Annotated in this window: 26 protein-coding genes and 1 pseudogene; 8 read left to right on the forward strand and 19 right to left on the reverse strand. The window is 51.9% G+C overall.

Going from position 1 to position 24491, the window contains the following annotated elements; translation table 11 throughout:
• Positions 1-14 precede the first annotated feature (14 nt).
• From IJ22_RS14735 to IJ22_RS14750, 4 genes are read right to left on the reverse strand one after another with little or no spacing between them, the layout of a single operon-like run.
• Positions 15-701, reverse strand: coding sequence for an amino acid ABC transporter permease (locus tag IJ22_RS14735; protein WP_235594139.1), 687 nt, complete (start codon positions 699-701; stop codon positions 15-17).
• A gap of 17 nt (positions 702-718) precedes the next feature.
• The gene (locus tag IJ22_RS14740) at positions 719-1618 is read right to left on the reverse strand and encodes a transporter substrate-binding domain-containing protein (RefSeq protein WP_062409363.1); all 900 of its coding nucleotides are present in this window, start codon (positions 1616-1618) and stop codon (positions 719-721) included.
• A gap of 26 nt (positions 1619-1644) precedes the next feature.
• Complete coding sequence (locus IJ22_RS14745) at positions 1645-3006, reverse strand: LLM class flavin-dependent oxidoreductase (RefSeq protein ID WP_062409364.1); 1362 nt, start codon at positions 3004-3006, stop codon at positions 1645-1647.
• Positions 3007-3008: 2 nt separating this feature from the next.
• Positions 3009-4322, reverse strand: coding sequence for an NtaA/DmoA family FMN-dependent monooxygenase (locus tag IJ22_RS14750; protein WP_062409365.1), 1314 nt, complete (start codon positions 4320-4322; stop codon positions 3009-3011).
• Between the two features lie 401 nt (positions 4323-4723).
• Here IJ22_RS14750 and IJ22_RS14755 point away from each other — a divergent pair, with 401 nt between their 5' ends.
• Both IJ22_RS14755 and IJ22_RS14760 read left to right on the forward strand, forming a co-directional pair.
• The gene (locus tag IJ22_RS14755) at positions 4724-5914 is read left to right on the forward strand and encodes a helix-turn-helix domain-containing protein (protein ID WP_062409366.1); all 1191 of its coding nucleotides are present in this window, start codon (positions 4724-4726) and stop codon (positions 5912-5914) included.
• Between the two features lie 39 nt (positions 5915-5953).
• Positions 5954-6250, forward strand: coding sequence for a hypothetical protein (locus IJ22_RS14760; RefSeq protein ID WP_062409367.1), 297 nt, complete (start codon positions 5954-5956; stop codon positions 6248-6250).
• 234 nt (positions 6251-6484) lie between these two features.
• On the opposite strand, the gene IJ22_RS14765 is transcribed toward IJ22_RS14760, so the two are convergent.
• The 5 genes and pseudogenes from IJ22_RS14765 to IJ22_RS27065 all read right to left on the reverse strand — a co-directional run bounded on the left by IJ22_RS14765 (position 6485) and on the right by IJ22_RS27065 (position 8424).
• Positions 6485-6952: an ABC transporter permease gene (locus IJ22_RS14765; RefSeq protein WP_062409368.1), complete on the reverse strand. Its 468-nt coding sequence runs from the start codon at positions 6950-6952 to the stop codon at positions 6485-6487.
• 59 nt (positions 6953-7011) lie between these two features.
• Complete coding sequence (locus tag IJ22_RS14770; protein ID WP_054818904.1) at positions 7012-7236, reverse strand: ABC transporter substrate-binding protein; 225 nt, start codon at positions 7234-7236, stop codon at positions 7012-7014.
• A 74-nt stretch (positions 7237-7310) separates the two neighbouring features.
• Positions 7311-7580 (reverse strand): annotated as a pseudogene (locus IJ22_RS14775) (IS3 family transposase); the annotation flags it as partial.
• Positions 7581-7597: 17 nt separating this feature from the next.
• Positions 7598-8296: an FAD-dependent oxidoreductase gene (locus IJ22_RS14780; protein ID WP_062409369.1), complete on the reverse strand. Its 699-nt coding sequence runs from the start codon at positions 8294-8296 to the stop codon at positions 7598-7600.
• Complete coding sequence (locus IJ22_RS27065; RefSeq protein WP_307722574.1) at positions 8254-8424, reverse strand: FAD-binding protein; 171 nt, start codon at positions 8422-8424, stop codon at positions 8254-8256. Before IJ22_RS27065 ends, IJ22_RS14780 begins: the two co-directional genes overlap by 43 nt.
• Before the next feature lie 127 nt (positions 8425-8551).
• On the opposite strand from IJ22_RS27065, the gene glsA reads away from it, so the two are divergent.
• Entirely contained in the window at positions 8552-9544 is a 993-nt protein-coding gene (glsA, locus tag IJ22_RS14785) for a glutaminase A (RefSeq protein ID WP_137670586.1), read from the forward strand.
• A gap of 76 nt (positions 9545-9620) precedes the next feature.
• Here the strand turns inward: glsA and kduI are convergent, their stop codons facing one another.
• A complete protein-coding gene (gene kduI / locus IJ22_RS14790; RefSeq protein ID WP_171005945.1) occupies positions 9621-10454 on the reverse strand; it encodes a 5-dehydro-4-deoxy-D-glucuronate isomerase in 834 nt (277 codons plus the stop codon).
• Positions 10455-10568: 114 nt separating this feature from the next.
• Complete coding sequence (locus IJ22_RS14795; RefSeq protein WP_054820188.1) at positions 10569-11345, reverse strand: DeoR/GlpR family DNA-binding transcription regulator; 777 nt, start codon at positions 11343-11345, stop codon at positions 10569-10571.
• Positions 11346-11542: 197 nt separating this feature from the next.
• Here IJ22_RS14795 and IJ22_RS14800 point away from each other — a divergent pair, with 197 nt between their 5' ends.
• Positions 11543-12850, forward strand: a complete 1308-nt coding sequence (locus IJ22_RS14800; protein WP_062409371.1) for an aminotransferase class I/II-fold pyridoxal phosphate-dependent enzyme — start codon at positions 11543-11545, stop codon at positions 12848-12850.
• Between the two features lie 73 nt (positions 12851-12923).
• Here the strand turns inward: IJ22_RS14800 and ilvA are convergent, their stop codons facing one another.
• Positions 12924-14177: a threonine ammonia-lyase IlvA gene (gene ilvA / locus IJ22_RS14805; protein ID WP_062409372.1), complete on the reverse strand. Its 1254-nt coding sequence runs from the start codon at positions 14175-14177 to the stop codon at positions 12924-12926.
• A 182-nt stretch (positions 14178-14359) separates the two neighbouring features.
• Positions 14360-15616, reverse strand: a complete 1257-nt coding sequence (locus tag IJ22_RS14810) for an S-layer homology domain-containing protein (RefSeq protein ID WP_062409373.1) — start codon at positions 15614-15616, stop codon at positions 14360-14362.
• A gap of 331 nt (positions 15617-15947) precedes the next feature.
• Here IJ22_RS14810 and IJ22_RS14815 point away from each other — a divergent pair, with 331 nt between their 5' ends.
• Positions 15948-17573 carry an FAD-dependent oxidoreductase gene (locus IJ22_RS14815; RefSeq protein ID WP_062409374.1) on the forward strand — a complete coding sequence of 542 codons (1626 nt, stop codon included), beginning with the start codon at positions 15948-15950 and terminating at the stop codon, positions 17571-17573.
• Between the two features lie 74 nt (positions 17574-17647).
• Here IJ22_RS14815 and IJ22_RS14820 read toward each other — a convergent pair whose 3' ends face one another.
• Both IJ22_RS14820 and IJ22_RS14825 read right to left on the reverse strand, forming a co-directional pair.
• Complete coding sequence (locus IJ22_RS14820; protein WP_062409375.1) at positions 17648-18187, reverse strand: hypothetical protein; 540 nt, start codon at positions 18185-18187, stop codon at positions 17648-17650.
• A 25-nt stretch (positions 18188-18212) separates the two neighbouring features.
• Positions 18213-19580, reverse strand: a complete 1368-nt coding sequence (locus IJ22_RS14825) for a DEAD/DEAH box helicase (RefSeq protein WP_062409376.1) — start codon at positions 19578-19580, stop codon at positions 18213-18215.
• Between the two features lie 148 nt (positions 19581-19728).
• Between IJ22_RS14825 and IJ22_RS14830 the strand changes: the two genes are divergently transcribed.
• Positions 19729-20385, forward strand: coding sequence for an MOSC domain-containing protein (locus IJ22_RS14830; protein WP_054819605.1), 657 nt, complete (start codon positions 19729-19731; stop codon positions 20383-20385).
• Positions 20386-20477: 92 nt separating this feature from the next.
• Here IJ22_RS14830 and IJ22_RS14835 read toward each other — a convergent pair whose 3' ends face one another.
• Positions 20478-21272 (reverse strand): alpha/beta hydrolase family protein, encoded by a 795-nt coding sequence (locus IJ22_RS14835; RefSeq protein ID WP_062411003.1) that lies wholly within the window; start codon positions 21270-21272, stop codon positions 20478-20480.
• A gap of 187 nt (positions 21273-21459) precedes the next feature.
• Between IJ22_RS14835 and IJ22_RS14840 the strand changes: the two genes are divergently transcribed.
• Positions 21460-21717, forward strand: a complete 258-nt coding sequence (locus tag IJ22_RS14840) for a DUF2573 family protein (RefSeq protein ID WP_054819604.1) — start codon at positions 21460-21462, stop codon at positions 21715-21717.
• 39 nt (positions 21718-21756) lie between these two features.
• Here IJ22_RS14840 and IJ22_RS14845 read toward each other — a convergent pair whose 3' ends face one another.
• The 3 genes from IJ22_RS14845 to IJ22_RS14855 all read right to left on the reverse strand — a co-directional run bounded on the left by IJ22_RS14845 (position 21757) and on the right by IJ22_RS14855 (position 23743).
• A complete protein-coding gene (locus IJ22_RS14845; protein WP_062409377.1) occupies positions 21757-22533 on the reverse strand; it encodes an SDR family NAD(P)-dependent oxidoreductase in 777 nt (258 codons plus the stop codon).
• A 141-nt stretch (positions 22534-22674) separates the two neighbouring features.
• Complete coding sequence (locus IJ22_RS14850; protein ID WP_054819602.1) at positions 22675-23133, reverse strand: chemotaxis protein CheX; 459 nt, start codon at positions 23131-23133, stop codon at positions 22675-22677.
• A gap of 157 nt (positions 23134-23290) precedes the next feature.
• Positions 23291-23743: an NUDIX hydrolase gene (locus IJ22_RS14855; protein WP_062409378.1), complete on the reverse strand. Its 453-nt coding sequence runs from the start codon at positions 23741-23743 to the stop codon at positions 23291-23293.
• Positions 23744-23976: 233 nt separating this feature from the next.
• Here IJ22_RS14855 and IJ22_RS14860 point away from each other — a divergent pair, with 233 nt between their 5' ends.
• Positions 23977-24483, forward strand: a complete 507-nt coding sequence (locus IJ22_RS14860) for a metal-dependent hydrolase (RefSeq protein ID WP_054819601.1) — start codon at positions 23977-23979, stop codon at positions 24481-24483.
• Positions 24484-24491: the final 8 nt, after the last annotated feature.

A 24491-nucleotide genomic window follows, 5' to 3' on the forward strand; every position in this document is an offset into this window, starting at 1 on the left:
CCTTCCTTTCCTCCCTATTTCGCAATGCTGACATGGCCCTTTTTATACTTCCTCTCCAATCTCCCGAAACCTTTCTCCAGGATAATGCTTATCACCCAATAAACCAATGCGACCAGAATATACATTTGAAAAATATGTTGGCCATAGCTGTTTCCGACCATGATCTGAACTTGTCCCATAATATCCGTAATCCCAATCGAGAAAGCCAGTGACGTTTCTTTTAATAAAATAATGACATTGTTGCCCAAATTCGGGATCGCGATGCCGAAGGCTTGCGGTAAAACGATGCGTCTAAGCGATTGGGCGTGGCTCATGCCAATACTGTATGCGGCCTCCAGTTGACCGATGCCTACCGCCAGGTAGGACGAGCGGATGACTTCGGAGAAGAAGGCCGCACTATGCAGCGAGAAAGCAATGACCGCGAAGATGATTTTGTCCCAATTGTTCACATCAAGCCCAAAAAGGATGAGCAGCTGGGGAAGCCCGTAATAGATCAGAAAAAGTTGGACAATTGTCGGAGTACACCGTATGAATGACAAGTAAAACGTAGCTATGGCATACGGAATTTTTCTTTTTTGAATTCGGACAAGGGCGATAATCAACCCAAGCAACAAACCGAACAGAACCGATAAAATCAACATCGTCAACGTAACAGGCAGCCTCCCGGCGATTTGAATGACCTGCTTCCATATGGCGTCCATACCGGTACCGTACATCCTTAATATTCTTTCCGGAACTTGTAGCCTTGCTGTACATATTCCAGGCTTTTAAAGACGTCCACTTTAAACCATTGCTCCGAATACTTTGAGAGTGTACCGTCCTCAATCAGCTCTACGGTTTTTGCATCCACCTTTTGAGCAAGCTCCGTCTGATTTTTGTTGAATATAAAATATACCGGTTCTTTCGAAATCACTCCGCCGATTTTCACGTTCAGATTGAGCTTCTTCATGACGTCTTCAAATTGATTAACGTTGATCAAGTGGGCATCGTACCTGCCGGAGTCAACAAGCTTCAAATCTTCAGCGTGCGTCGTTTTGTCCACATCCTCAATTTTGATCTCCTTGCCGGGGTGCCTGAGATTATAGTCCTTCAAAATGTATCGGAAGCCGGAAACCGGAGACATCGGCACTAATTTCTTGCCGACCAAATCATCCAAAGTTTTTATATCGTTGCGGTCCTGCCTCACAACCAAAGCTGTAATCGCGTATCCGAAAGCATGCTCCGGATACAAATATTTTTTCTCCCGCTCCGGATTCTTGAACCAGAAATTAGCCGCAAAAGCGTATTTGCCGGAGTCCGTGCCAATCAACTGGCCTTCATTATCTACGGATTCGTACTCGAATTTATATTCCGGCAGCTTCTTCTCGAGCTCTCTCAAGTAGTCAATAATAAAACCCGCCGGCTTATTGTTCTCGTCAAGAAAACTGAATAACGGTACTGGAACGGAATTTAAAGCCACTTTGACCACTTGTGGACCCGACTTAGGGGAGGATGAAGACGCGTTTGGGTCCGAGGCATTTCCCGGGCCGCCTTCCGAAACGGTCGCAGCTGTCCCGCAGCCTGCCAAGAATATAAGGAGCACCACGGCTAAAATAAGGTGAATACGAATGGTTTTCATGTTATTATTCCTCCCGAATTTACATATCAAATGAATGTGCTTTGTCGAAGCGCCGGCAAGCCATGGGGCGGTGGAGTCAAGCCCAGATGATCGCGCAGCGTGTTGCCGGTATAGTCCTTGCGGTACCGCCCCCTTTTTTGCAAGATCGGAACAACATGGTCGACAAACTCCTCCAGCCCGCGAAGATAGTGGGACGGCATAATGTTAAAACCGTCACACGCTCCCTGGTCCAGCCATTCCTCCATGAGATCAGCCAGCTGTTCCGGCGTTCCACAGAATGTATGATGCCCGCCTGCGGCTATCACGTGTTTGCTCATCTGCCTTATGGTCAACCCTTCGCGTTGGGCCAAATCCTTCAAAAGCTGCAATCGGCTTTTCTTGCTGTTATTGGCCTCCGGATCAATTTCCCAGTAGGGGAAGGGGCTGTCCAGCGGATACGACGACAGGTCCACGTCAACCGTTGCAGATAATATTTTTGCGGCGATCTCCGGCAAAATCAGCTCATTAAAATGCTCCATCCGTTTTTTTGCCTCATCTTCCGTAGATCCCAACATCGGAGCGAGGCCAGGCAAAATATGAAGCTGCTCCGGCCGGCGTCCAAAACGTTTCAGCCTTCCTTTCAAATCGGCATAATAGGCTTTGGCGTCTTGAAGGTTATCTTGAGCCGTGAAGACAACTTCGGCTTTTTGGGCGGCAAACTGCAGGCCGCTTCGCGAGGACCCTGCCTGAAAAAGAACAGGATGCCCCTGAACCGGACGCGGAATGTAAGAAGTGCCGCTTAGAGAGAAATAGGTCCCTGAATGATGGATATCGTGCACTTTATCGGGATCTATGTAAAGACCGCTGCTTCGCGCGGCGAGCAACGCGTTATCTTCCCAGCTGTCCCAGAACTTCATGGCGACCTCCACGAATTCGTTCGCACGCCGATACCGCAAGGTGTGGTCCATATGAGCATCCTTGCTGAATTGGAAAGCGATCAGAGGATCCTGCGATGTCACCATATTCCAACCCGCCCTGCCGCCGCTTAAGTGATCCAGAGTTGCCAATCTGGCAGCGACATGGAAAGGATCGTTGTAAGTCGTGGATACCGTCCCCGTTAAGCCGATTTTTTCTGTTGCGGACGCCATAACGGACAATAAGGTCACCGTATCCGGCGTGGGGATTGGCCTTTCCTCGACGACTTTGCCGTTCCGTTCACCGATAGCGATTTGCTCCAGCACCAGGATGGTATCGAACCTCCCTTTCTCCGCCAGCTTCGCGAATTCTTGATAGAAGGATAGATCAAGCATCCGATCGGCCATCGTTTCCGGATGCCGCCAGCCTCCCATATGCTGGCCGGTATTTAAAAGAAAGACTCCCAGGTGCAGTTGTTTTTTGGCAGTTCCCATCGTTACCCCTCCTTTCTTAATCTCCCATTCTTCGGAATCGGAAGCCCCAGATGGTCCCGCAGCGTTTTCCCGGTATATTCGGTGCGGAAAAGGCCTCTATGCTGCAGGATCGGAATCACCTGCTCGACAAACTCCTCAAGTCCACTCGGCAGAACGGAAGGCTGAATATGAAATCCGTCGCTGCCGTAATCGTGATACCACGCCTCCATCCAATCTGCCAGCTGCTCCGGAGTGCCGACAAACACCTTTGTCCCTTTTAGTTCCAGGATCCGGCGGCTGAGCTCGCGGAGGCTCAATCCCTCAAGTCCCGCAGCTTTGATCGCCTTGCTCAAACCGGGAATATCCGGCAGCGGACCGTCAACAGGATAACCCGTCAAATCGGAATTCAGCAGATCGGATAAGATGGCAAGCCCAGCCTCCGGTTCGATAAGCTCCCGGAACTCGGAGGCTATTTTTCCGGCTTTTTCTTCGGTTTCCCCCAATATCGGCAACACCGTTGTCAACACCTTCAATTTATCCGGGGATCGCCCCAGCAAGGAGCTGCGTTTCTTTACCCTCGCATAAGCATGGGCTGCGTCCCCGATGAAAGACTGTGAACTGAACAGGATATCGATGCTGTCGAAATCCGGCTCCTGCCAATTATCCGAGGTGGAGCACAAGCCGATCCGAACAGGATGGCCCTGAGGCGGACGAGGTATACTTAAAGGGCCCCGTACGCTAAAATGCTTCCCAACGTGATGGATCAAGTGCACTTTGTCGGAGTCGATATAGCGCCCCTGCTCCCTGTCTATAACAACAGCCCCTTCTTCCCAACTATCCCAAAGGCGTCCTGCCACTTCGACAAACTCTTGCTGCCGTTCGATCAGCTCCCTGCCGGATAATTCGGGAGGTCCCCCGAGACGCCGCTTCGGCCCGAGGTGTTCTACCGTACTCGCCAGCCAGGCCGTTCTTCCCCCGCTGAGATGATCCAAGACAGCCAGTTGTCTTGCAGCAGCGAAGGGTTCCATAACGGATGTCGATATCGCAGCACCCAGTCCGATGTGCTTTGTGATCGAAGCCAGCGCTCCCAGCAAAGTGAACGGCTCCAGGAGCAGCCCGGGCTCTCTGCCCGCAGCGCGTAAATGCTCGCCGATGGATGTGTGGTCCAGGAAGAGCAGATCGAATTTTCCGCGCTCGGCCGTTTGTGCCAATCTGTAGAAATAAGCCGATTCATGCAATTTCTCGGCTTCCGCTTTAGGATGACGCCAGCTCCCCGGATGATAGCCGGCACCCTGCACGGATACCGTGAGATGCAGCTGACTTTTTCTCTTGTTCATGTCATTGTCGATTCCTTTCCTAAATGGGGTTGCAAAATAGAAGGCTAAGACATCCACGACCTCCACTGATATGGCACGCAGCGATAATCTTAGCCTCCGGTTTTCCAGTCAGCTATTATTGGATGATTTTATTTTCACACGGTCGATCGGATGAATAAGGAGTGAGATCAAATAAACGAGCCCCCGTTTTTTGACCATTCAACCATTTGTGAAGCCGTTCTGCATGATCCGTATTCGGCCAGCGGCACCCCCTTCCTTCCAAAACAAGATTGAAATACATGCATTCATATCGTTATACTAGGATTCAAACTTCATTGTGTCAATCATTTGACAAATATCAAAGAACATTGACCAAAATTGAAGAAAATTGCCATTATATTACAGGTAAGAGGTGTTGTCAGATGCTTAAAGAGCAATTCAATTTAATTCATATCCTGGAGGTTATGGAACTATTGGATGTTAGCCGCTCGACCATTGACCGCTGGCGCAAATTTAAGCAGCTGCCAAGCGTAAAAATCGGCAAAGAAATATATTTCGATAGAAATGAGGTACTGCGCTGGTACAGGGAGCTAAGCCAAATGCGGTACTCGACTCCCCCTTCCTCGGAAGACGAATCCTTAACCATCGGCTATACCACTGCGTCAACACATATGTGGAGCCCATTAATCATAAAGGAATTCCGACTGCTTGAAGGCGAACTCAAGCGCATCCGTCCCCATAACCGGATCGAGATCAAGTGGCACAAAGCCAAGGATGGGATGGAATTGGTTAAAGGAATGGTCGCGGGCCAAATACAGCTTGCTACCTTCGGGGATTACGCCCTTGCAGTCAGCCATACCATCAGCAAATTATTGCCGGACTTCCGTCCGGTTCTGCTTGCTGCTGGCGGGAAATCCGAAGACGGCAAAGGATTCGGGATGGTGGTGCCAACCTATTTGACGCTGCAGAGCATATCCGAGCTTGCCGCTCTGCCCATAGCGACGACATTCCGCACCAATGCAGAGTACCGGTTAAGAAAAATGCTGGAAGCCCACAGTATGCATGAGTGGAAGATCATTCACCGTTCTATCGAGGACAGCATCGAAAGCTTGCGCCAAGGGAGGATCAGCGCATCGATCATGTGGGAGCCCTTCTTAAGCCTCGTTCATCACCAAAACATCGGAAAATCGATCTTCAATTATGAGCTGGGCTTAGGGTTCAGAGCCTTTGTGGTGGCGGACGAACGTTGGTCACTGGACCACGAGGATTTGACCATCGCTTATTTAAAGGCGCATCTGCATGCCCACCGGTTGATCCGGGAGCAACCGAATAAGGCAGTACAAATTTTCGCGGCCGAAACCGGTTTCCCTTCCGATGTGATCCGCCTGTCCATTTCAAAAATCCGATGGGATGCAGCCCTGTACCAACACGATCTGAACATGATGAATTACTTCGACCCCACAGCGCATCTGGGTCAAAACGCATCCCCAGAAAGCCAAATGGAGATTTCATATAATATCAGATATCTGAGCATCGCTGCACAGGAGTTACAGCTGCCGGCACTTCCTTTATCTCCGATGAAAGGCGCCTGGCAGAAGGAGGTTCTTTATTGAAGTTACTGCTAAGGATAAAGAAGGCAAGGGAATGTTGAATTGAAAGCGATCACTCTGCGGCTGTACCAAATCGATGATAAACAGGGACATGGGTCCTTTACCCATCCGCCCAAATACGTGATGTCGATCCCCAGACCCGACTTTGTCGGTCAATGGTTAAGCAAACGAAGCCAGATAGGAACGGGTGTTCTAGTCGTGGATACAAGTCATTTTGGGGGCTGTCCAGTCCTCTACAAAAGCAAAGATCTCTTTAGGCATGGCGGGAGTGCCGCCCCTGTCCTCGGCGGTATTCTCGCGGACTACAGTTCTTACAGCTTCGCTGTGTACGTCAAATAACCCCCACCTAGCAACAGTGGGAGTGAGTGTATGATGGAAAAAGATTAGGTGAAACGACAAGAGTCCGGATGTGACGTGACTATGGCATAAAGGGCTCCAATAAACAGCCTGTTCGCCTTTGCCGCGACAACGTAATATCCCACACGGGCGAACTGCTGCTCCTGCCTGTGCAGCGGCAAGCTATCTGCGTATTTCTGGCACATCACATGCACCATCGAGAAAAGAAAGGTCAAACTATCCGGATAAACCGGTTTGGGCATCGAGGCGGTGACAACTATGAAATGCTGCTTTGAGGCAACCCTGTCGAATTCGATTGCGCCAAGCCGTGAGTCGTACCCCGTTCATCAGATGAGGAAAAGACGCGGGTACAAGCACCTGATAAAACAAACGGAAACCTTTCCCGGTACCTAGAGTTTGGGCATCCCGCAAATATAAAGGCGAAATGATAAATCCGGTTCGACTGGATAACGCCATCGTCCAGGTTGCACCGATACCAGTAATAAAAATAACCGAAGTATCATTAAGTCCAAACCAAATGATTGCAAACGGCAGCCAAACGATACTGGGGACTGTCTGAAGAGCTGCGACAATAAATCCTAAGGTTTCGTCCAAGAAACGGTAGCGGGAAAACAAGAAACCCAACATCGTACCGACCGAAATCGCAATCAGGTACGCAATTAATAATCGGCGTACGCTTTCCAATGTCGCTTCTAGAAGTTGCCCTGATGATATCCCCTCATAAAACGAACAAATTCCTTTTCCTAAAGTTTGTTGCGGGCAATGATTTGTACTCCCGTTTCATCGTTTGTAACAGCCAAGCCCTCCTGTTTTAAAAGCATGCGAAGTTGGGTTTCCACGGTACTGCCTTTGGTTGTGATGGAAACGGTTTTCCCGACTAAATCTTTTAAATTATTGATTCCGGAGTCTTTTCCTACTATATAATAAAGAGCCCCCGTTAATTGAACCGCTAATAACTCGGATATCATTACTTTTTAAATATTGAATGGTCAGAGGATTTACTTTTTTCAACTTTTTATAATGCTGGATTGTCAACAGTAAATCAGACAATTTTTTTAAGGGCTTCTTGGCGATACTGAACAGGCGTCATATAGCCTAAGGTTCCATGAATGCGATACTTGTTAAACCAGTTCACGTAATCGTATAATTCCAACTCCAGATGACGAAGACTCTGGAAATTCATCTGATTCACAAACTCTGTTTTCATGATCTTGTAGGTGGCTTCAGCGACAGCGTTGTCGTACGGACAGCCTTTCATACTCAGCGATCGGCCACGGAGTGTAATCGGAAATCGCTCTTGAAACGGATCAATACCCAACCGATCAAAGGCTAAAAAAAGTTTGGCTGTGCATATCTCATCGCAACCTTAATATCTTCTGTCGCTTTGTCCAATTTGGCATAAATCGGATTTACCTGCAAAATTTTCGACAGCGATCGTTTATCTCTTTTCTCTATGATAGAACCGTCCTCATTGTAAAAAGTCGCCCAGTGATACAGAAGATTTTTGGTACATGAAGAAAAATCGGTTGAAAATCCATAGGCATTGGAAAATTCCATTCCTGATAGATCCGCTCCAGCTTCTACAGCCATCAAATAGCCATCGCCCGTCAGTACATTGCATCCAAGTGCGTTGCTTAAAAATGCGCATCCCCCTGTGGCTATGACAACTGATTTTGCTTTTACTATCCAATCTTCTCCAGTATCCAAATTCACGCCGATTGCCCCGCCAACTCCAGAAAAATCTGCTAGCAGTTCCAAAGCCGGAGAACGATCAAATATTTTAACCCCTGCTTTTTGGATGGTTCTTCTCATAAGACGCATATACTCTGGCCCTTGCAAATTTCTGCAAATTGGAATTCCAGGTTCATCAGTTGGGAATGGATAGCCGAATTGGACTAACTTTTGAGTTCCTGTTTTTGTCTGATCATATAATGTTTCAAGCCAATTGCGCTTCGCGAGAGAATTCCCTCTTGCGATAAATTTCTCTATATCTTCTTCTCTTTTTTTAGGTCTGATCGGACATTCCAAAGACTTGTTCCAGAGGGGGCGGTTGCTCCGCTGCTGCCACAATAACCTTTATCTACGAGTACAACTTTTACGCCTAGTGATGCAGCCGTATAGGCAGCCCACGTACCTGCAGGACCACCGCCAAGCACTAGTACATCCGCTTCATAAATCAAATGATTATCAGAATTGATGAAGAATGGATCCCAAATCCTGTATATTAACAACTTTTAATCCACAACCAGCCTGCGCCGCTGCTCCCATGGAAGCTTTTCTTTCATGTGCAAAAAAGCTATTCTATTGATAAAGGAGGTTTTTGGTTTGAGCAACGAATCCGAATTAAACCAGCTTGCACAGAAGCTGCCCGAATGGTTGGAAGCGAGCCGGAGCGTAACGTCTCAAGGCCGGCCGGCTTCCTATATTCCCGAGCTGGGTCACGCTCCTGCCGATGCGCTCGGGATTACAGTGATGGACGGCAGCGGCCGGGTGGTGACCTCGGGCGACTGCGGCTTGCGCTTTACCATGCAGAGTATTTCCAAAGTGTTCACACTAATCCTTGCACTAATGGATCGGGGCGAGGAAGGCGTATTCCAGAAGGTCGGGATGGAGCCGACGGGCGACGATTTCAACTCCATGCTCAAGCTGGAGCTGGTGGAGCCGGGCAAACCGTTCAATCCCTTGATCAATGCCGGGGCTATTGCCGTTTCCTCTTTGATCCACGGAGTCACACCGGCGGAAAAAACGGAACGCATACTCGCTTTTTTCCGGGAGCTTGCCGACGACGCGTCGCTCACATACAACGAAGCCGTGTATCGTTCAGAGTCGTCTACCGCCCACCGCAACCGGTCGCTGGCCTATTTCCTTAAGGATAACCAGGTGCTTACCGAGGCCGACGAGGTAGAGGAAATCCTCGACGTTTACTTTAAGCACTGCTCGATCGAGGTTACCTGCCGTCACGTGGCCCGAATGGCTCTGGTGCTGGCGATGAACGGCACGGACCCGCTGACCGGACGCACATTGATCCCCCGGCGTTACGTGCAGATCGCCAAAACCTTCATGGTTTCCTGCGGCATGTACAATGCTTCCGGGGAATTCGCCATCCGTGTCGGCCTGCCGGCCAAGAGCGGCGTTTCGGGGGGCATTATGACGCTGGTTCCCGGCCGTTACGGCATCGGCGTCATCGGTCCGGCGCTCAACGACAAAGGCAACAGCATCGCCGGCGTACATCTGCTGCAGTCGCTTTCGGTGCATTTCGATTGGAGCATGTTTTAAGCCGCCGGAAGCAAACAAAACACAAGACTCGTCCGCCAAAGCGGTTGAGGCTTGTGTTTTGTTGGTTCATGACGGCTTATCTCAGGTCCTGCATCGCGATCATATCCATATCGGCGAATTCCTGATTTTCTCCGGCCATTGCCCAAATAAACGTATAATGGCATGTGCCGACGCCGCTGTGGATCGACCAGCTCGGACTGATGACCGCCTGCTCATTGCGCACTACGAGATGACGCGTTTCGCTTGGCTCCCCCATCATATGGAACACAACGCCGTCCTCCGGCATATCGAAATAGAGATACGTTTCCGAACGGCGGCTATGCGTATGGCTGGGCATGGTATTCCACATGCTGCCCGGCTTCAGCAGCGTCATGCCCATCACGAGCTGGCAGCTTTGCACGCCGTTCGGATGGAAGTATTTATAGATCGTGCGCTCGTTGGATTGGGCGAGGGATCCCAAATACGCCGGTTCCGCCCGGCCGATCGCTACTTTTTCGGTCGGGTAATGTTGGTGCGCAGGTGCGGAGCTCAGGTAGAAGCGTGCCGGATTCAATGCGTCGGCGCTTTTGAACCATACTTCCCTGTTGCCGAGACCGACATACAAGCCGTCCTTGTTGTCCAGCTCGTACCCGGTTCCGTCCACGATTACGCTTCCCTTGGCACCGATATTGACGATCCCGATCTCGCGGCGCTCCAGAAAATAATCCGCGCCGATATCATGCTTGTCGGCCTCCAGCTTGACCGGCTCTTTTAGCGGGATTACGCCGCCCGTAATCAAGCGGTCTACATGACTATAGACCATGTTCAGCTGTCCGGGAACAAACAAACCCTCCATCAAAAATTGTTTGCGCAAGCGTTCCGTATCGTACGATTTCGTATCTGTCGGATGGGTGGCATAACGGTTTTCCATCATGATATGAATTCCTCCCGATAACGTATTCACTTGCTATTATAATACGAACGTTCATTTCAGTACATATAAATTATTTTTGAACTAAAATGAACCAATTTGAACATATTTTTATTATCCCTTCGTACCCCGGGAACCTCCCTGTTCAATGCGAACGCCTGCCTCCTCATATTTAATCGCCGTTGCTTCAGGCAAACCGCTGTCCGTAATGATGACCGGAATGTCTGAAAGCTTGGCGAACGTAATAAGCGCGCACTTATCGAATTTGCTGTTGTCGGCAACGCAAAACACCTGCTTGGCTGAATGGATCAACGCCTGCTTCTGCTCCATATGCATATACGTAAAGATCGTAAAGCCGTACTCGGGATGGATCCCGGTGGTCGACAGGAAAGCCTTCTGCACGTTCAGCTTCTGCAAAAAACGTCCCGCATCCTCGCTGACCAGCAGATTCCGGCTCCGGAAGCCTCCGGGAACGACAAGCCGGATCTGATCCTTCCTGATCAGCTCGCTAATGATGTAAAGATCGTTCGTGATGACCGTGAGCGGTTCATTGTCCAAAAGACGGGCGATTTGCAGCGTGGTGCTGCCGCTGTCCAGGGCGATAATATCGTTAGGCTCTATGAAGGATAATGCGCACATGGCGGCCTCGTATTTTTCATTCGTCTGTTTGCCGTTCGGCGTCTTGTCCGGGAACAAACCGGAATATCCCTCGTTTGCCAGGATCGCACCGCCATGGGTTCGCAGCAGCAGTCCCTTGGCCTCCAGCTTCTCCAGATCCTGACGAATCGTTTTACCCGTTACCCCAAGCCGGGCGGCCAGATCGGCAACGGTCACTTCTCCTTTGGCTATCAGCTGCTCCATTATGCTTTCGTAACGTTTGATGGCTGACATCGGATGCCTCCGCTCCTGCAAATATCGTTTCACCCATCGTAACACAGCTTTCCCGGCAAAACCAAGATGTCTCCGCTTGAAAAAAAACGAAACGTACGCTCCGGCATCCGCGCTTGTAAAAAGCATCGTGACGCTCCCGGGCTAAAATGATATAATATGGGCTAATGCCAAAGAAGAACATGGAAGGAAGAATTAGAATGAACCCACTTGCACGCCAGCTGAACGAAACGATCGCGAAAGAAAACCAGCATGTATACGACATGCTTTCCGATCTTGGCAAGCAAATCTATTTCCCCAAGGTAGGCATTCTCAGCCAATCCGCAGAAGCTAAGGCAAAAGCCAAGAAATTCAACGCTACCATCGGTACGGCGCTGGAGAAAGGCCAGCCGATGCATCTGAAGGTGATTCAAGATACGCTGTCCGCATATAATCCCAAGGACATTTACGAATATGCGCCGCCTGCCGGCAAACCGGAGCTGCGTGCCGCTTGGCGCAGCAAAATGCTCGAAGAAAACCCGTCTCTTCAGGGCAAAAGCCTGGGCAATCCGATTGCAACCAATGCGCTGACGCACGGGCTGAGCATCGTGGCCGATTTGTTCGCCGGACCGGGAGACGCTGTAGTCATCCCCGACAAGAATTGGGAAAACTACGAGCTGACCTTCGGCATTCGCCGCGGAGCCGAGCTCGTATACTATCCGCTGTACAACAGCGAGCGCAAATTTAACGCGGACGGACTCCGTGACGCCCTGCTGGCGCAGAAGGACAAAGGCAAGGCGATCGTCCTGCTGAACTTCCCGAACAATCCGACGGGCTACACGCCGGGACCGGAAGAAGGGCGTACCATCGTAGCGGCCATCAAGGACGCCGCGGAAGCCGGCATCAACGTGGTTGCCGTGACCGATGACGCCTACTTCGGACTATTCTTCGAGGATTCCTTGCATCAATCGCTGGCTGGAGACTTGGCGGATCTGCATCCTCGCGTCCTGTCGATCAAAATCGACGGCGCCACCAAAGAAGAATACGTATGGGGCTTCCGGGTCGGCTTCATCACCTATGCTGGCCAAAGCGACGCCATGCTGGCCGCGCTTGAGCAAAAAACGATGGGCATCATCCGCGCGACGATCTCCAGCGGTCCGCATCCGTCCCAAACGTTCGTGCTGCGCGCGCTGCAATCTCCGGATTTCGATGCGCAGAAGCGGGAGAAATTCGAGATCATGAAGGGCCGTGCCAACCGCACCAAAGCGCTGCTCGACAGCGGCAAATTCGACGACGCCTGGGAATACTACCCGTTCAATTCCGGCTATTTCATGTGCCTGAAGCTGAAGACCGTCGATGCCGAAACGCTGCGCGTCCATCTCTTGGAGCAGTACGGCATTGGCACCATCGCTCTTGGCGAAACGGACCTGCGGGTTGCTTTCTCCTGCATCGAGGAAGAGAATATCGAAGAGCTGTTCGAAACGATCTACCAAGGTGTGCTGGATATTGAGAAGCGCTCCTCCAAATAAAATTCATGAGAAAAAGCCAAGTCCCCCGCTCCGTATGAGCCGGAGGACTTGGCTTTTTTATGCGGGGCGCGGGTCAGATCAGCAAGCTGAACAAATTCGGATCTTTGTTGATTTCGCTGAAACCGAGGCCTCTTTGCTTCATCCTCTCGATCAGAGGACCGTAATCCTCCTTATGCTTCAGCTCGATACCGACCAGAGCCGGTCCGTTTTCTTTGCTCGTTTTCTTTGTATACTCAAATCGGGTAATATCGTCGTTTGGCCCCAGCACATACTCCAGAAACTCCCGCAGGGCACCGGCGCGCTGCGGAAAGTTGACGATGAAGTAATGCTTCAAGCCCTCATAGATAAGCGACCGCTCCTTAATTTCCTGCATCCGGTCGATGTCGTTGTTGCCACCGCTGATGACGCACACCACGTTCTTGCCCGCAATCTGTTCGCGGTAGAACTCCAGCGCCGCAACCGGGAGCGCACCCGCAGGCTCCGCTATGATCGCGTTCTCGTTATACAGCTCGAGAATCGTCGTGCAGACTTTGCCTTCCGGCACTACGACAATATCGTCGACGACCTCGCGGGCGATGTCGAAGTTGATCTCGCCGACCCGCTTGACGGCTGTGCCGTCTACGAACTTGTCGATCTCGCCCAACGTCACGATCTCCCCCGTATCGATCGACTGCCGCATCGAGGGCGCACCGGTGGCTTCGACACCGATGACCTGCGTTGCAGGGCTGATGCTTTTGATATACAAGCCCAATCCTGCAATCAGACCGCCGCCGCCAATGCCGGCAAACACGTAATCGGCCTGCTCCCGCATGTCGTTCATCAGCTCCAGACCTATAGTTCCCTGTCCCGCCACTACCTTAGGGTCGTCGAACGGGTGAATAAAGGACATATCTTCCCGGTCGCAGTAGGCCAAAGCCTCCCTCAGCGAATCGTCAAACGTATCGCCGATCAGCAGAACTTCTACGAACGGGCCTCCGAACAGCTTCACTTGTGAAATCTTCTGCCGCGGTGTCGTTGTCGGCATGAAAATTTTTCCCGGTATTTGCAGCGCCTTGCAGGAATAGGCGACACCCTGCGCATGATTGCCGGCGCTGGCGCACACCACGCCTTTTTGCAGCTTCTCTTCGGGAAGACTGCGGATCATATTATAGGCACCGCGTATTTTGAACGAACGGACGACCTGAAGATCCTCCCGTTTCAAATAAACGTTACAGCCGTATTTCTCGGACAGGATGAAATTTTTTTGCAGTGGGGTGTGTTGGACAACATCCTTCAGCACGTGGCTGGCAACGATAATGTCCTCGAGCTTGATGTGTTGTGCAGTCATTTGGGCGCTTCCTCCAACGTTTATCACCATATTTTCCTACTAATTATACACCTAAAGAAGATCGTGTCCACCCTCGCGTCTTTACCGGCAAAAAAAGAAGAGCCCTTCACCAAGCGCCGGGCGCTGAATGAAGGACTGCAGTTTCATGTAATTCTAACCTTTTTTCTGATCTGATCTGTCATCTATCGAATAATGATGGTGTGTACGATTTGGTTTTTGCCTCTCAGCTCGAGCGAGCGGCCTGCAGTCAGCAAGCTGAGGTCACCGGAAATGTACAGCTCGGGAGATACGCCGTATACCGCAGACTGAACTCCGCCGTTTACCGACTGATTAATGGAAATGGTGGCAAGCTGTCCTTTGGAATTCAGCGTGTAGTTGTTCAGCGTGCCGGTTACCGTGAAGTCCACGCGCTGCTCGGAGTCATTCGTTTGGTTCAAAACCTCAACATAAATGGCTTTCCCGTTATAGGTGCGGATCAGCACTTGATCTCCCGCGCGCAGTTCCGTCGCCGCTACTTTGGCGCCATTGCGGAAAATAAAGGCGTTTGCGTCGAGTTCAACATTCACCGTTGTGTTGTTTTGCAATTTGACCGGGAGCAGGTTGTTGCTTACTGCCGCATTGACCGTTCCTTTTACGGAAGTACGATCCGGCAGTTGGGTTCCCGTACGGTCAAGCAGCGCTGCGAGCTCGGCGCGGGTTACGGGCTTGTAAGGACGGAACGTATTGTCTTCATAGCCGTCAATGAGATTTCTCTCCAATGCAACCGCTACGTAACCGACCGCTCCGGCAGGGATTTGCTTAGCGTCCTTGAAAGGCAGCTGCGCGTTCATTTTCGCCTTGGCTTCATCCTGGAGCTTCAGCGCTTTGACAAGCAGCATCGTTGCCCAGAGACGATCCGCTTCTTTCTCCGGCTGCACCTTGTCGTCCGTCTCCAGGAACAGGTCGTTTTGCAGCGCTACCGAAACATAGCCAGTCGCCCAAGGGTAGTCTTTTTTAATTTTGTCGGCATCTTTGAAGTTCAGGTTGGCTTGCTTCGCCGCATCGGATTCGGCTTGATCTCTGAGACCCATCAAACGGACTGCCGCTGTAATCGCTTCAATGCGGGAAATCGTTTTGCGCGGCTGGAAGGTGCCGTCCTCATATCCTTCAAATACGCGCTTGGATGCCAAACTTGCTATGTATCGTGCCGCCCACTCGACGTCTTTTCCTTTCAAGTCGTCAAAGCTCAGTTTAATATTGACATTGATGTCTTTACCGGCATATTTTTTATCATCATCTTTCTTATTATCATAACGGAACTCATAACGATCTTTCCAATCGTCGTTCTTGGCCTTATCGCGTTCTTTACCTTTACCGTCGGCAAACGCGGCGGTAGAACCACCCAGCACCATAGCCAGAGTCAATGCGGAAATAACCGTCTTTTTAAATGTTGTGTTCATCGTCATTCTCCTTTGAAGGTTTTGTTTTGTCGACAGGCGCAAGCCACACCGTTCAGACAAAAGACCGGCGAACGGCGGCATCCCGTAACGCTGGATAACGCTTGTCCGGACGCCACTTCGTAAAGCGGGTGCACGCATGTCATGTAGTCTTGTGTAGAGGATGATCTCAGAACCTTCGCGAAGAGTTCCTTGCTTCACCAAATCATTTCGCCGCCTCAAAAATGTTTGTGGGGGTGCTTTTGCCCAACCTTGCCAAAAATGATAAACTTAACAGAGCAGAAACGATAGAAATATGGAGCTTGAACCCCATCGATTAAAGGAGCGAATGTGTTTGAGGAGGAATGCCGAAGAAAGAAACATAACCGCCCTGCTGGCGGTTCTGGCACTGGCCATCCTTGCGGCGGTTTATGCTTTGGCCATGGGCGGCGGCACGGGCCCGCCGAATATGGCGGCAACATTACCTGAGAGCGTGACCCCTGTTAACGGGCCGATACCACCCCCTTCGAAACCGGACCCGAATTCCTCCCTCACAAGTGAACAGGCGGACGTCGTCATTATCGGCAGTGAGTTGGAGGGCCTCTATTTGGCCCGTGCCGCCGCGGACGAAGGGCTTAAAGTAAAAGTTCTCGATACCCGCGACGCCTTCGGCGGACAAGTGCTGCAGGGAGAAATGCTCTTTTTGGACGAGACCCGCGACGACGCGCGCCGTCTGCTGGTTCAGGGACGAGCCAAGGAGCTGTTCGACGGCTTTCGTAACGGAAAAATCCGCAAGCTCAATGAATTCCAGCAATATTTTGATAAGCTTATTCAAGGCATTCCTGTAGAGCAGGGCATCCGTATCGACAGCATCGAACAGCTTCAGGGACAGTTCGGCACCCATAGGGTGGGAGCGCTTCAATACACCGACAGGGAAGGCCAAAAGAAACGGATTGAGTCTTCTTATTGGGTGGAGAATACCGATTACGCCGCGATGGCGAGCAGGCTTGAGGTGTCCCGTCTGCCGGGACTGGAACAGTTCTACGGACAAAGCCGGATCGAATATATGAGCTCCGGCATGATGATGAAGTTTAAAAACGTCGACTGGACGAAATTCCAGCAGCATTTTAACCGTTTGACCCCGCAGGAACGCAGCCAAAAGTACGGTTACGGTCAAGTCGATCACAGCTATGCGATCGGACTCACGGGGATGACCAACAGATACAAGCCGACCAACGATCGCGTCTTTCTTCGCGGACTGAATGCGGTTCATCAGCGGGATGGCGAAGTGATCATTAATGCGTTCCTGATTTATACCGTCGACCCCTCCGACGACAAGTCGGTCGCCGAAGCGATGGAGCTCGGCAAAAGGGAAATTCCGCTGATTCTGGACCATTTCCGCAAAAACATCGTGGGCTGGGAACATGCGGAGCTGAACGGCTTCCCGAACTACTTGTATATTCGTGAGTATAATCACTACGAAACCGATTATGTGCTCAAGCCTTCGGACATGCTGGGGGCCAACATGTTCTGGGATAATGTCAGCATCGGAGGCTATCCGCTTGATCTGCAGGGCACCAGTGCGAATAAATGGGGCATCGAGATGGGCCGTCCCGACAAATACGGAATGCCGCTGCGCAGCTTTCTGCTCAAGGATTACGATAACGTGATCATGGCCGGCAAAAATGTCGGAGCCTCCGCCATCGCTTTCGGCAGCGCGCGTATTCAGCCGAACACCAGTCTCGCGGCGGAATCGATCGGCGTCATCCTAGGCCAAATTCAAGGCAAAAAGAAGCTGCGCGAAGTGAATGAAGCCGACATGTCAGCGCTTCATGACTATCTTGCAAGCAAATATGCGATCAAGCTGGCCGGTGTGACCGGCAACAACAAGATCGCCGGTTGGACGGCGGATGAAATCGCCAAGCTGGATACGGGCGAAATCGTCTACGCCCAGTATGTAAAAAAGCGAAAGCAGCCATAAATGGCTGCAGCATAAAAAACGGACCTTGACGGGTCCGTTTTTTATTCACCTGGCGTGGGTTGTTATATTTTGCGCTAACGTATATTAAAACTTAACCTGACCGTAGAACCCTCAAAAGCTACCTCATGAATCCTCAACTGCTTCGGCAAATCGGCGTTCAAGTCCAGCTGCAGCGGATCGAGCCGAAACCATTCAAGCGGAACGGATATTCCGCGAATCTCGGTGCCGGTATGGACCGCCGTCAAATAGGGCTCCGTCCAGCTCAGCTTAAACCACAACCTGGCTCCCGCCTCAAGCCGCTGCCTCACAAGCAGATTCACGTCAGCGGATAACCGCTCGTCTTGCAGCGCAAACGCAGCTCCCGTCACCAGTACACCCGGATGCAGCTCAGGTCTTGCCGAGAGCGCCTGCTTCAGCAGATCGTTTACCTCACGCCCGGTCAGGACCATCTCCGGCCTTCGGGTCGACAGCATCGCCGTCAGCTTACCCCGTAAATCCGGCTGTACGTAAGACAGGTCGAGCGGCTTGGCCGGACGAACGTACCATGCCGCACCCGCTGCTAGAAGCGCAAGTATGACGGCCAAGGCCGCGAGCCGTTTGATGAACACGATCACTTGAACATCCCACCCCGGTCTTTCGTTACGGCTTCCGGTTCTCCTGCTGCTTCTCCTTCAGCCACCTCGGAGCGCCCTTGTTTTTGCGGTCGCGCTCCCTCTCCGGCTTCCGTTTATCAGGCGCCTTCCGCCCGGCCGGCGCGCCCTTGGCGCTCACCCTGGCAGACTTGCCCTGACCCGGACCCGCCGGCGCAGCTTCGCCGCCCGGCCCTTTGCGCTCTGCGGGCTTATTTCCCGCCCGGCGCGGTCCTCTCTCCGGCCTTGGATCGATTACTTTGCCTTGATACATCGCTTTCTGTTTAATTTCAATACCGAGCGCCCGGGCAAATTTGTCCATGATAAACTGCTCCCGCGGCGTAACGATCGACAAAGCCAGTCCCTTCCGCCCCATCCGGCCCGTGCGGCCCACGCGATGCACATAATGGTCCGCATCCACCGGCGGGTCCAGGTTGATGACATGCGTTACCTGCGGCAGATCCAGACCGCGTGCGGCAACGTCGGTAGCCAGCAGCAGCTGGAATTTGCCCGCCCGAAACGCCTGCATGACATTGGCCCGGTCCTGTTTGGACGCTTCGCCGTACAGACCTTCCACGGACAAGCCGACATACTGCAGCTTGGCCACCGCCTCACCGATATTGTCCGTTTCGTTGATAAACACGATCGCGGCCTTCGGGTTATACAACCGGACAAGCCTGCGCAGCGTGTCAATCTTATCCCGCTCCTCACAGACGAAATACAGATGCTCCAGCATCTCCGACGTACGCTGCGCCGGATTGACGCGCACATAGGCCGGATCATTCATCCAGCGGTCGATCACGTTCTGAAGCGGGGCCGGGAGCGTCGCCGAGAAGAACATAAGCTGCCGGTCGCGGAGCATGCCTTTGAACAGCGCCTCGACCTCCTGCATCGAACCGAGCTCAAACACCTGGTCCACTTCGTCGACAACCACCGTGCGAATCCCGTGAAGCTTCAATTTTTTCAGCTTGACGAGCTCATATACGCGGCCGGGGGTACCGACCACGATCTGGGGCTTCAGCTTGAGCTTGTCGATTTGCCGTTCGATGGAAGCTCCGCCGATCAGCTGCTGTACCCGAATCCCGCTGTCCTTCGTTAAATCCCCCAGCGTTGCGACGATCTGCATGCCAAGCTCCCGGGTCGGTACCAGCACCAGCGCCTGTACCTCCCGCACCGACTCCTCCACTTTGTGCAGCAGCGGCAGGGAATAGGCAAGCGTCTTTCCCGTTCCCGTCTGCGACTGGGCAACAATATCCCTTCCTTGCAACGCGATCGGTATCGCCTCCGCCTGAATCGGCGAAGGCTCGGTGATGTCCAGCTCCTGCAGCCGTTTGACATACGCCGGAGCAATAGGTAAAGAAGCAAAGCCCGTATTCATTCCATCATCCCTTCTGCATCTCTCGTTTTCCTAGTATACCAAATTGCAGCTTTAATTTCTCTTGTGTATCTTCCGGCCGGGAAAAATGAATTGATCCATACCGGACAAGCGCGATATAATACCCCTAATCAAAGAAAGGAAGGTATCTATGAGCATCGATATCGTGTCCATTAACACAGGACTGCCAAAGACCGTTTCCTATCATCAGAAAGATCTTCTTACGGGGATCTATAAATATCCTGTCTCAGGCCCGGTTTTTTTGACCCGATTGCATTTTGAGGGAGACGGACAAGCGGACCTTGTCCATCATGGAGGAGCGGACAAGGCCGTTTGCGTATATCCGCATGAACATTATGCTTACTGGGAGTCCGTCATGGGCCAGCCTTTGCCGCCGGCAGCCTTCGGAGAAAATTTGACGATCCGCGGGTTGACGGAGGAGCAGGTTTGTATCGGGGATACGTTCCGTTTAGGCGAGGCGGTCGTTCAAGTCAGCCAGCCGCGTCAGCCGTGCTTTAAACTTTCGGTCAAACTGGGCAGACCCGATATGCCTCTGCAGGTTCAGAACACCGGATATACGGGGTATTACTTCCGCGTTCTGAAAGAGGGCCGGGTGAGTAAAGAAAACGGGCTTATTCCCGTCGGCCGGCTTTCCAAGCCAATCACCATCGCATACGCCAACCGTATCATGCATCAGGAGAAAACGAATTGGAAGGCCATGGAGGAGCTGCTTCAGGCGGAAGAGCTGTCGGCCAGCTGGAAGGAGACGTTTCGTGCAAGACTCGAGGGCAAAAGCGGCGGCTCCTGAGAAAATCAGCGGTCGCAAGCCCTGGAGCCCATAAAAAAAACACCTGCACCGATCACCGAAGCTGTGCAGGTGATGTATGTCATCTTGACTCCCTATGCCCTGAAACGGTTCATCTCCTCCTGTTTTCGTTTAATCCAGGCGAATACGGCATCCAGCGCACGCTTATCGTCCTCTTTCGGAAACCGGTGCTCCAAGCCTTCGTACAGCTCCATTGCGTAGTCCTTGCCCGCCCGCTCCAGCGCCGCGGCGAGCTTGCGCGCATGGGATACGCTGACCTGCGTGTCGTTTGTCCCGTGGACGATCATCACAGGCACCTTCACCTGCTCGGTCCAATATACCGGCGAACGCCGCTCATACGCTTCCGCCTGTTTCCTCGGGTGCCCCACGACTCTTTTGAGCATCCGCCTGAGATCCACACGCTCTTCGTAGGTGTCGAACAAGTCGCTCACGCCGCCCCAGACGACAACCGGACCGACGTCCGGACATTCCTTGGCCGCCTGCATCGCCATGATCGCTCCTCTGGAGAAGCCGATCAGCGGAACCGGACCGGGCACCGTTTCCGGCAGAGACTGCATGAGCTTCACCGCATGGTATACGTCGAACCGGTCCTCTCCGCCGAAGTCCTCCCGGCCTTCCCCGCCTTCATTGCCGCGATAAAAGGGGGCGAACACCACATACCCCCGTCTGGCCAAATCGAAAATACGCCGTTTGCGCACCATTCCGACCTTGCGGATTCCGCCGCGGCAGTAAAGCAGTCCCGGTCCCGGGACCCCTTCTTCCGGAACGGCCAAATAGCCCTTGACCTTCAAGCCCTGACTGATATAGGTCAGCAGATACAGCTTGATCCCTTTGACCAGGCTTCTCAGGGGTTCACGCTCCACCAGCATGCCATCCTCCGGGACGCCGGCACATGCGCCTTCCGCAGGCAGCGCCGTTTTCCGCCCGGCAGGCTTGTCCTCTCCGCATTCCGTACTCCCTTGCGTTTTCGTTTGCATGCTTCTTCACTCCGTTTTTGACACTATGGTAACTTCAGGATAAACTATGATGTAGTATGACCGGAAAGGTGGGTTTTCAATGAATTCACGATTTACGGAAGAGTTCGACGGGCTCGTGGAGAAGTTCTCCGAGCTTGTCACAGGCGATGCCTCTCCCGAAATGGTAGAGAAAATAAAAGTATGGTCGATTTACAACCACATACATAAAACCATGCCTGCTCTGACCAGCCACTGGAATCAGCTGCATCCCGAAGGCAAAGCCGAGATACGCAAGCTGTTCGAGGAAGTGCGCAGCCTTCATCTCAAGCTGAAAGACGAGAATCAGAAACAGGAATAGTCGGGCTTAGGCCTCGCTGGAATAGACGGCCTCTTCCTCCTATTTTTTATTCAACAGCCGATAGGCGATCTTATCGAACAACCGCGGGAACAGCTGGTACAGCTTCACTCCGAAGGCCGCCATAAACGGTATGTTCACTTCCGGCGTCCGGCGTTTGATCGCCGTGAGCACTCTCTGAACCACCTGCTCCGGCTTTAGCATAAACCATCTGACGTTATTCACGTATTGTCCGGTAGGGTCGGCCCGGTCGAAGAACGGTGTGTCAACCGGTCCCGGATTGATCGCGGTCAGATGAACGCCGGTACCGACAAGCTCCTGCCGCAGACAGTTAGTGAAGCCCAGCACCGCATGCTTTGAGGCCGAATATCCGCTGGATTTGGCCGATCCGATCTTACCGGCCATAGAAGCAATATTCACGATATGTCCGCTGCCCTGCTTCAGCATGTGCGGCAGCACGGCCTTCGTACAGCGGACGACCCCCATGTAGTTGACGTCCATCATGCTCTCGATCTCGGACAAATCCGCATGAATAAAGGCTTCGAACACGCCGTATCCGGCATTATTGATCAGAATGTCGATACGTCCGTGCTCGGCGATCACCCGTTCCATCGTCCCGGCCACCTGTTCCCAGGAAGTCACGTCAAGCACATAAACGCTGTGCGAACCGTTGATGTGAGAGGCGATTTCCGCCAGCTTTTTCTCCGAACGCGCCATCAGAACCGGAATTGCGCCCAGAGCGGCCAGCCTCTGCGCCATCATAGCCCCTATACCGCTCGAAGCGCCGGTAATCACCACGATTTTGCCTTGAAAGTCCATTGTATGTATGCCCCCTTAGCACACCTGCTTGACATTGAAAGAAAGAAAAAAGCGAAAGCTCTTCACGGCCCGTACGGTCCGGAATGAAGCCTTCGCTATCAGCTTACACGTAATTTAGCTATCATTTCAACTGCATGATCATTAAGCAATCAGCACTTGAATGTCCAATTCCCCGATCCCATCCATAATAAGCGGAATGGTGAGCGCTCTCTTTGCATCAAAGCCTGCCGCGTTCGCGGATTGCATCAGCTTTGGCGGCGTAATGTCTACGCGTACCCCTTGATTGTATAACATCGTACTGGCATTGCCGCTGATCATATTGCCGAGCTCCGATATGGCACTTTTGCTCATATCATCCATCTCGGTAATGAGAAAGCCTCCCATCATTGCGGAAACGACTTTCAACGCCACTTCTTCGTGAAGCCCGAATACGATGTCTCCTTCCATCTGCCCGGTCATCCCGATTTGAATCCAGATGTAGTTTTCAACAAGTTTCACTTCCTTGATGCCGAGCTGACCGGTGGACGGCCGGATATTGGCGACTTGCTCAATAACGATTCTAGCCGATTCCAAGAACGGATTGATGAGCTCTGCCTTCATAACATTAATGGTCTCCTTTTTTCGGCAATTTTCTTCGAAATCATAGGACTTTTTTCGTTACTTCATTATACCCAAAGCAGTACGATAAGTATAGAATAATGTCCTGTTTCGTGTGAAAATTCACAGTTTATAGACGATTAGACTCAGGAATTTAGTTTCATTCCACGATTTCATCCCATCCGTAGCTGTCATAGAAGACACCATCAAGCACATTGCGGATCGCCTTACGCACATGAGGGATCGTGTCATCCGGCAGCCGATCCAATGGAAACCATCCCATTTCGGAGCATTTATCCGGCTCCTTGTTCACCGGTTCCCCTTCCCACCGGTTCACCTTAAGAAAGAAATCGATCCACTCTCCCTTATCCGACAGCCGATGCATGACGCAGGCTACCTCCAAATCCTCCGGGCTTAGTTTTATGCCGCTTTCTTCCTCCGCTTCCCGCACCGCCGCACGCTTGACTTCCTCGTTTCCGTCCAGCTTCCCGGCAACCAGACTGAGTTTTCCGTCCTCATACCCTGTATTGGACCGTCTCAGCATCAGAATTTTCCCATTCCGTATGAATAACATATATACTGCACTGTTGACTTGAAACCATGGTTTGCTCATAAGCTGCCTCCACACCGATGTTCATTGCCATTACCGAACAGGACCTGCCGAACATCCATTTTTATCTCGAATCGCTTGATCCAATCCTTCCGCGTTCTACAGTGTATGATGACCTCGCTTGGTCGTCCAGCCCAAATCGTTTGAACCCTACCGCCCCTATTTCATTCCATCGTCCGAATGCTATAAGGTTCCCCAAAATTCACTTCATGTCATGCTTGAACGGGAGGATTGGTATGCTGCAAAAAACACATAGCGCGGCCGGACTTGTAGCCGCTGAGCTTGTGATCGTTTATCATGGGGGTTCCTTTTGGTCCTGGGAAGCCGCAGGAGCTCTACTGCTGGGCTGTTTGGCCGGCCCTTTGGCTGATGTCGACAAGCAGGGATCGACGATGGCCAAGCTGCTTTTCCCCGTGTCCGCTCTGCTGCGGCTTCTCAACGTGCGCCATCGGACAATGACGCATTCCATTGTCTTTATTTTGACATTAATGGTGCTTTCTCTTCCTTTATCACCATTATATCATGCCGTTTTCATCGCCGCCTATTTATCGCACCCGCTCATCGACTTGTTCAATGAACAGGGAGTTCATTTATTTTGGCCGCTCAAAGCGAGGGTCCGCCTGCTTCCAAAATTTTTGGCAGTTGATACGGGCTCGACCAGCGAAACGGTATTTCGGTGGATGCTTCTTGCCGTCGGGATATGGCTTCCGGTTTCTGCGATCGGCTTTCCCCGCCTATTTTAGCGTGAAAT

Source organism: Paenibacillus naphthalenovorans (assembly GCF_001465255.1).
Classification (GTDB): Bacteria; Bacillota; Bacilli; order Paenibacillales; family NBRC-103111; genus Paenibacillus_G; species Paenibacillus_G naphthalenovorans.

Bases quoted from the DNA above. Each gene is read 5' to 3' on its own strand.
- IJ22_RS14735 (WP_235594139.1), bottom strand. From the start codon at position 701: ATGGACGCCATATGGAAGCAGGTCATTCAAATCGCCGGGAGGCTGCCT.
- IJ22_RS14740 (WP_062409363.1), bottom strand. From the start codon at position 1,618: ATGAAAACCATTCGTATTCACCTTATTTTAGCCGTGGTGCTCCTTATA.
- IJ22_RS14745 (WP_062409364.1), bottom strand. From the start codon at position 3,006: ATGGGAACTGCCAAAAAACAACTGCACCTGGGAGTCTTTCTTTTAAAT.
- IJ22_RS14750 (WP_062409365.1), bottom strand. From the start codon at position 4,322: ATGAACAAGAGAAAAAGTCAGCTGCATCTCACGGTATCCGTGCAGGGT.
- IJ22_RS14755 (WP_062409366.1), top strand. From the start codon at position 4,724: ATGCTTAAAGAGCAATTCAATTTAATTCATATCCTGGAGGTTATGGAA.
- IJ22_RS14770 (WP_054818904.1), bottom strand. From the start codon at position 7,236: ATGATATCCGAGTTATTAGCGGTTCAATTAACGGGGGCTCTTTATTAT.
- glsA (WP_137670586.1), top strand. From the start codon at position 8,552: ATGTGCAAAAAAGCTATTCTATTGATAAAGGAGGTTTTTGGTTTGAGC.
- kduI (WP_171005945.1), bottom strand. From the start codon at position 10,454: ATGGAAAACCGTTATGCCACCCATCCGACAGATACGAAATCGTACGAT.
- IJ22_RS14795 (WP_054820188.1), bottom strand. From the start codon at position 11,345: ATGTCAGCCATCAAACGTTACGAAAGCATAATGGAGCAGCTGATAGCC.
- IJ22_RS14800 (WP_062409371.1), top strand. From the start codon at position 11,543: ATGAACCCACTTGCACGCCAGCTGAACGAAACGATCGCGAAAGAAAAC.
- ilvA (WP_062409372.1), bottom strand. From the start codon at position 14,177: ATGACTGCACAACACATCAAGCTCGAGGACATTATCGTTGCCAGCCAC.
- IJ22_RS14810 (WP_062409373.1), bottom strand. From the start codon at position 15,616: ATGAACACAACATTTAAAAAGACGGTTATTTCCGCATTGACTCTGGCT.
- IJ22_RS14825 (WP_062409376.1), bottom strand. From the start codon at position 19,580: ATGAATACGGGCTTTGCTTCTTTACCTATTGCTCCGGCGTATGTCAAA.
- IJ22_RS14830 (WP_054819605.1), top strand. From the start codon at position 19,729: ATGAGCATCGATATCGTGTCCATTAACACAGGACTGCCAAAGACCGTT.
- IJ22_RS14835 (WP_062411003.1), bottom strand. From the start codon at position 21,272: ATGCTGGTGGAGCGTGAACCCCTGAGAAGCCTGGTCAAAGGGATCAAG.
- IJ22_RS14840 (WP_054819604.1), top strand. From the start codon at position 21,460: ATGAATTCACGATTTACGGAAGAGTTCGACGGGCTCGTGGAGAAGTTC.
- IJ22_RS14845 (WP_062409377.1), bottom strand. From the start codon at position 22,533: ATGGACTTTCAAGGCAAAATCGTGGTGATTACCGGCGCTTCGAGCGGT.
- IJ22_RS14850 (WP_054819602.1), bottom strand. From the start codon at position 23,133: ATGAAGGCAGAGCTCATCAATCCGTTCTTGGAATCGGCTAGAATCGTT.
- IJ22_RS14855 (WP_062409378.1), bottom strand. From the start codon at position 23,743: ATGAGCAAACCATGGTTTCAAGTCAACAGTGCAGTATATATGTTATTC.
- IJ22_RS14860 (WP_054819601.1), top strand. From the start codon at position 23,977: ATGCTGCAAAAAACACATAGCGCGGCCGGACTTGTAGCCGCTGAGCTT.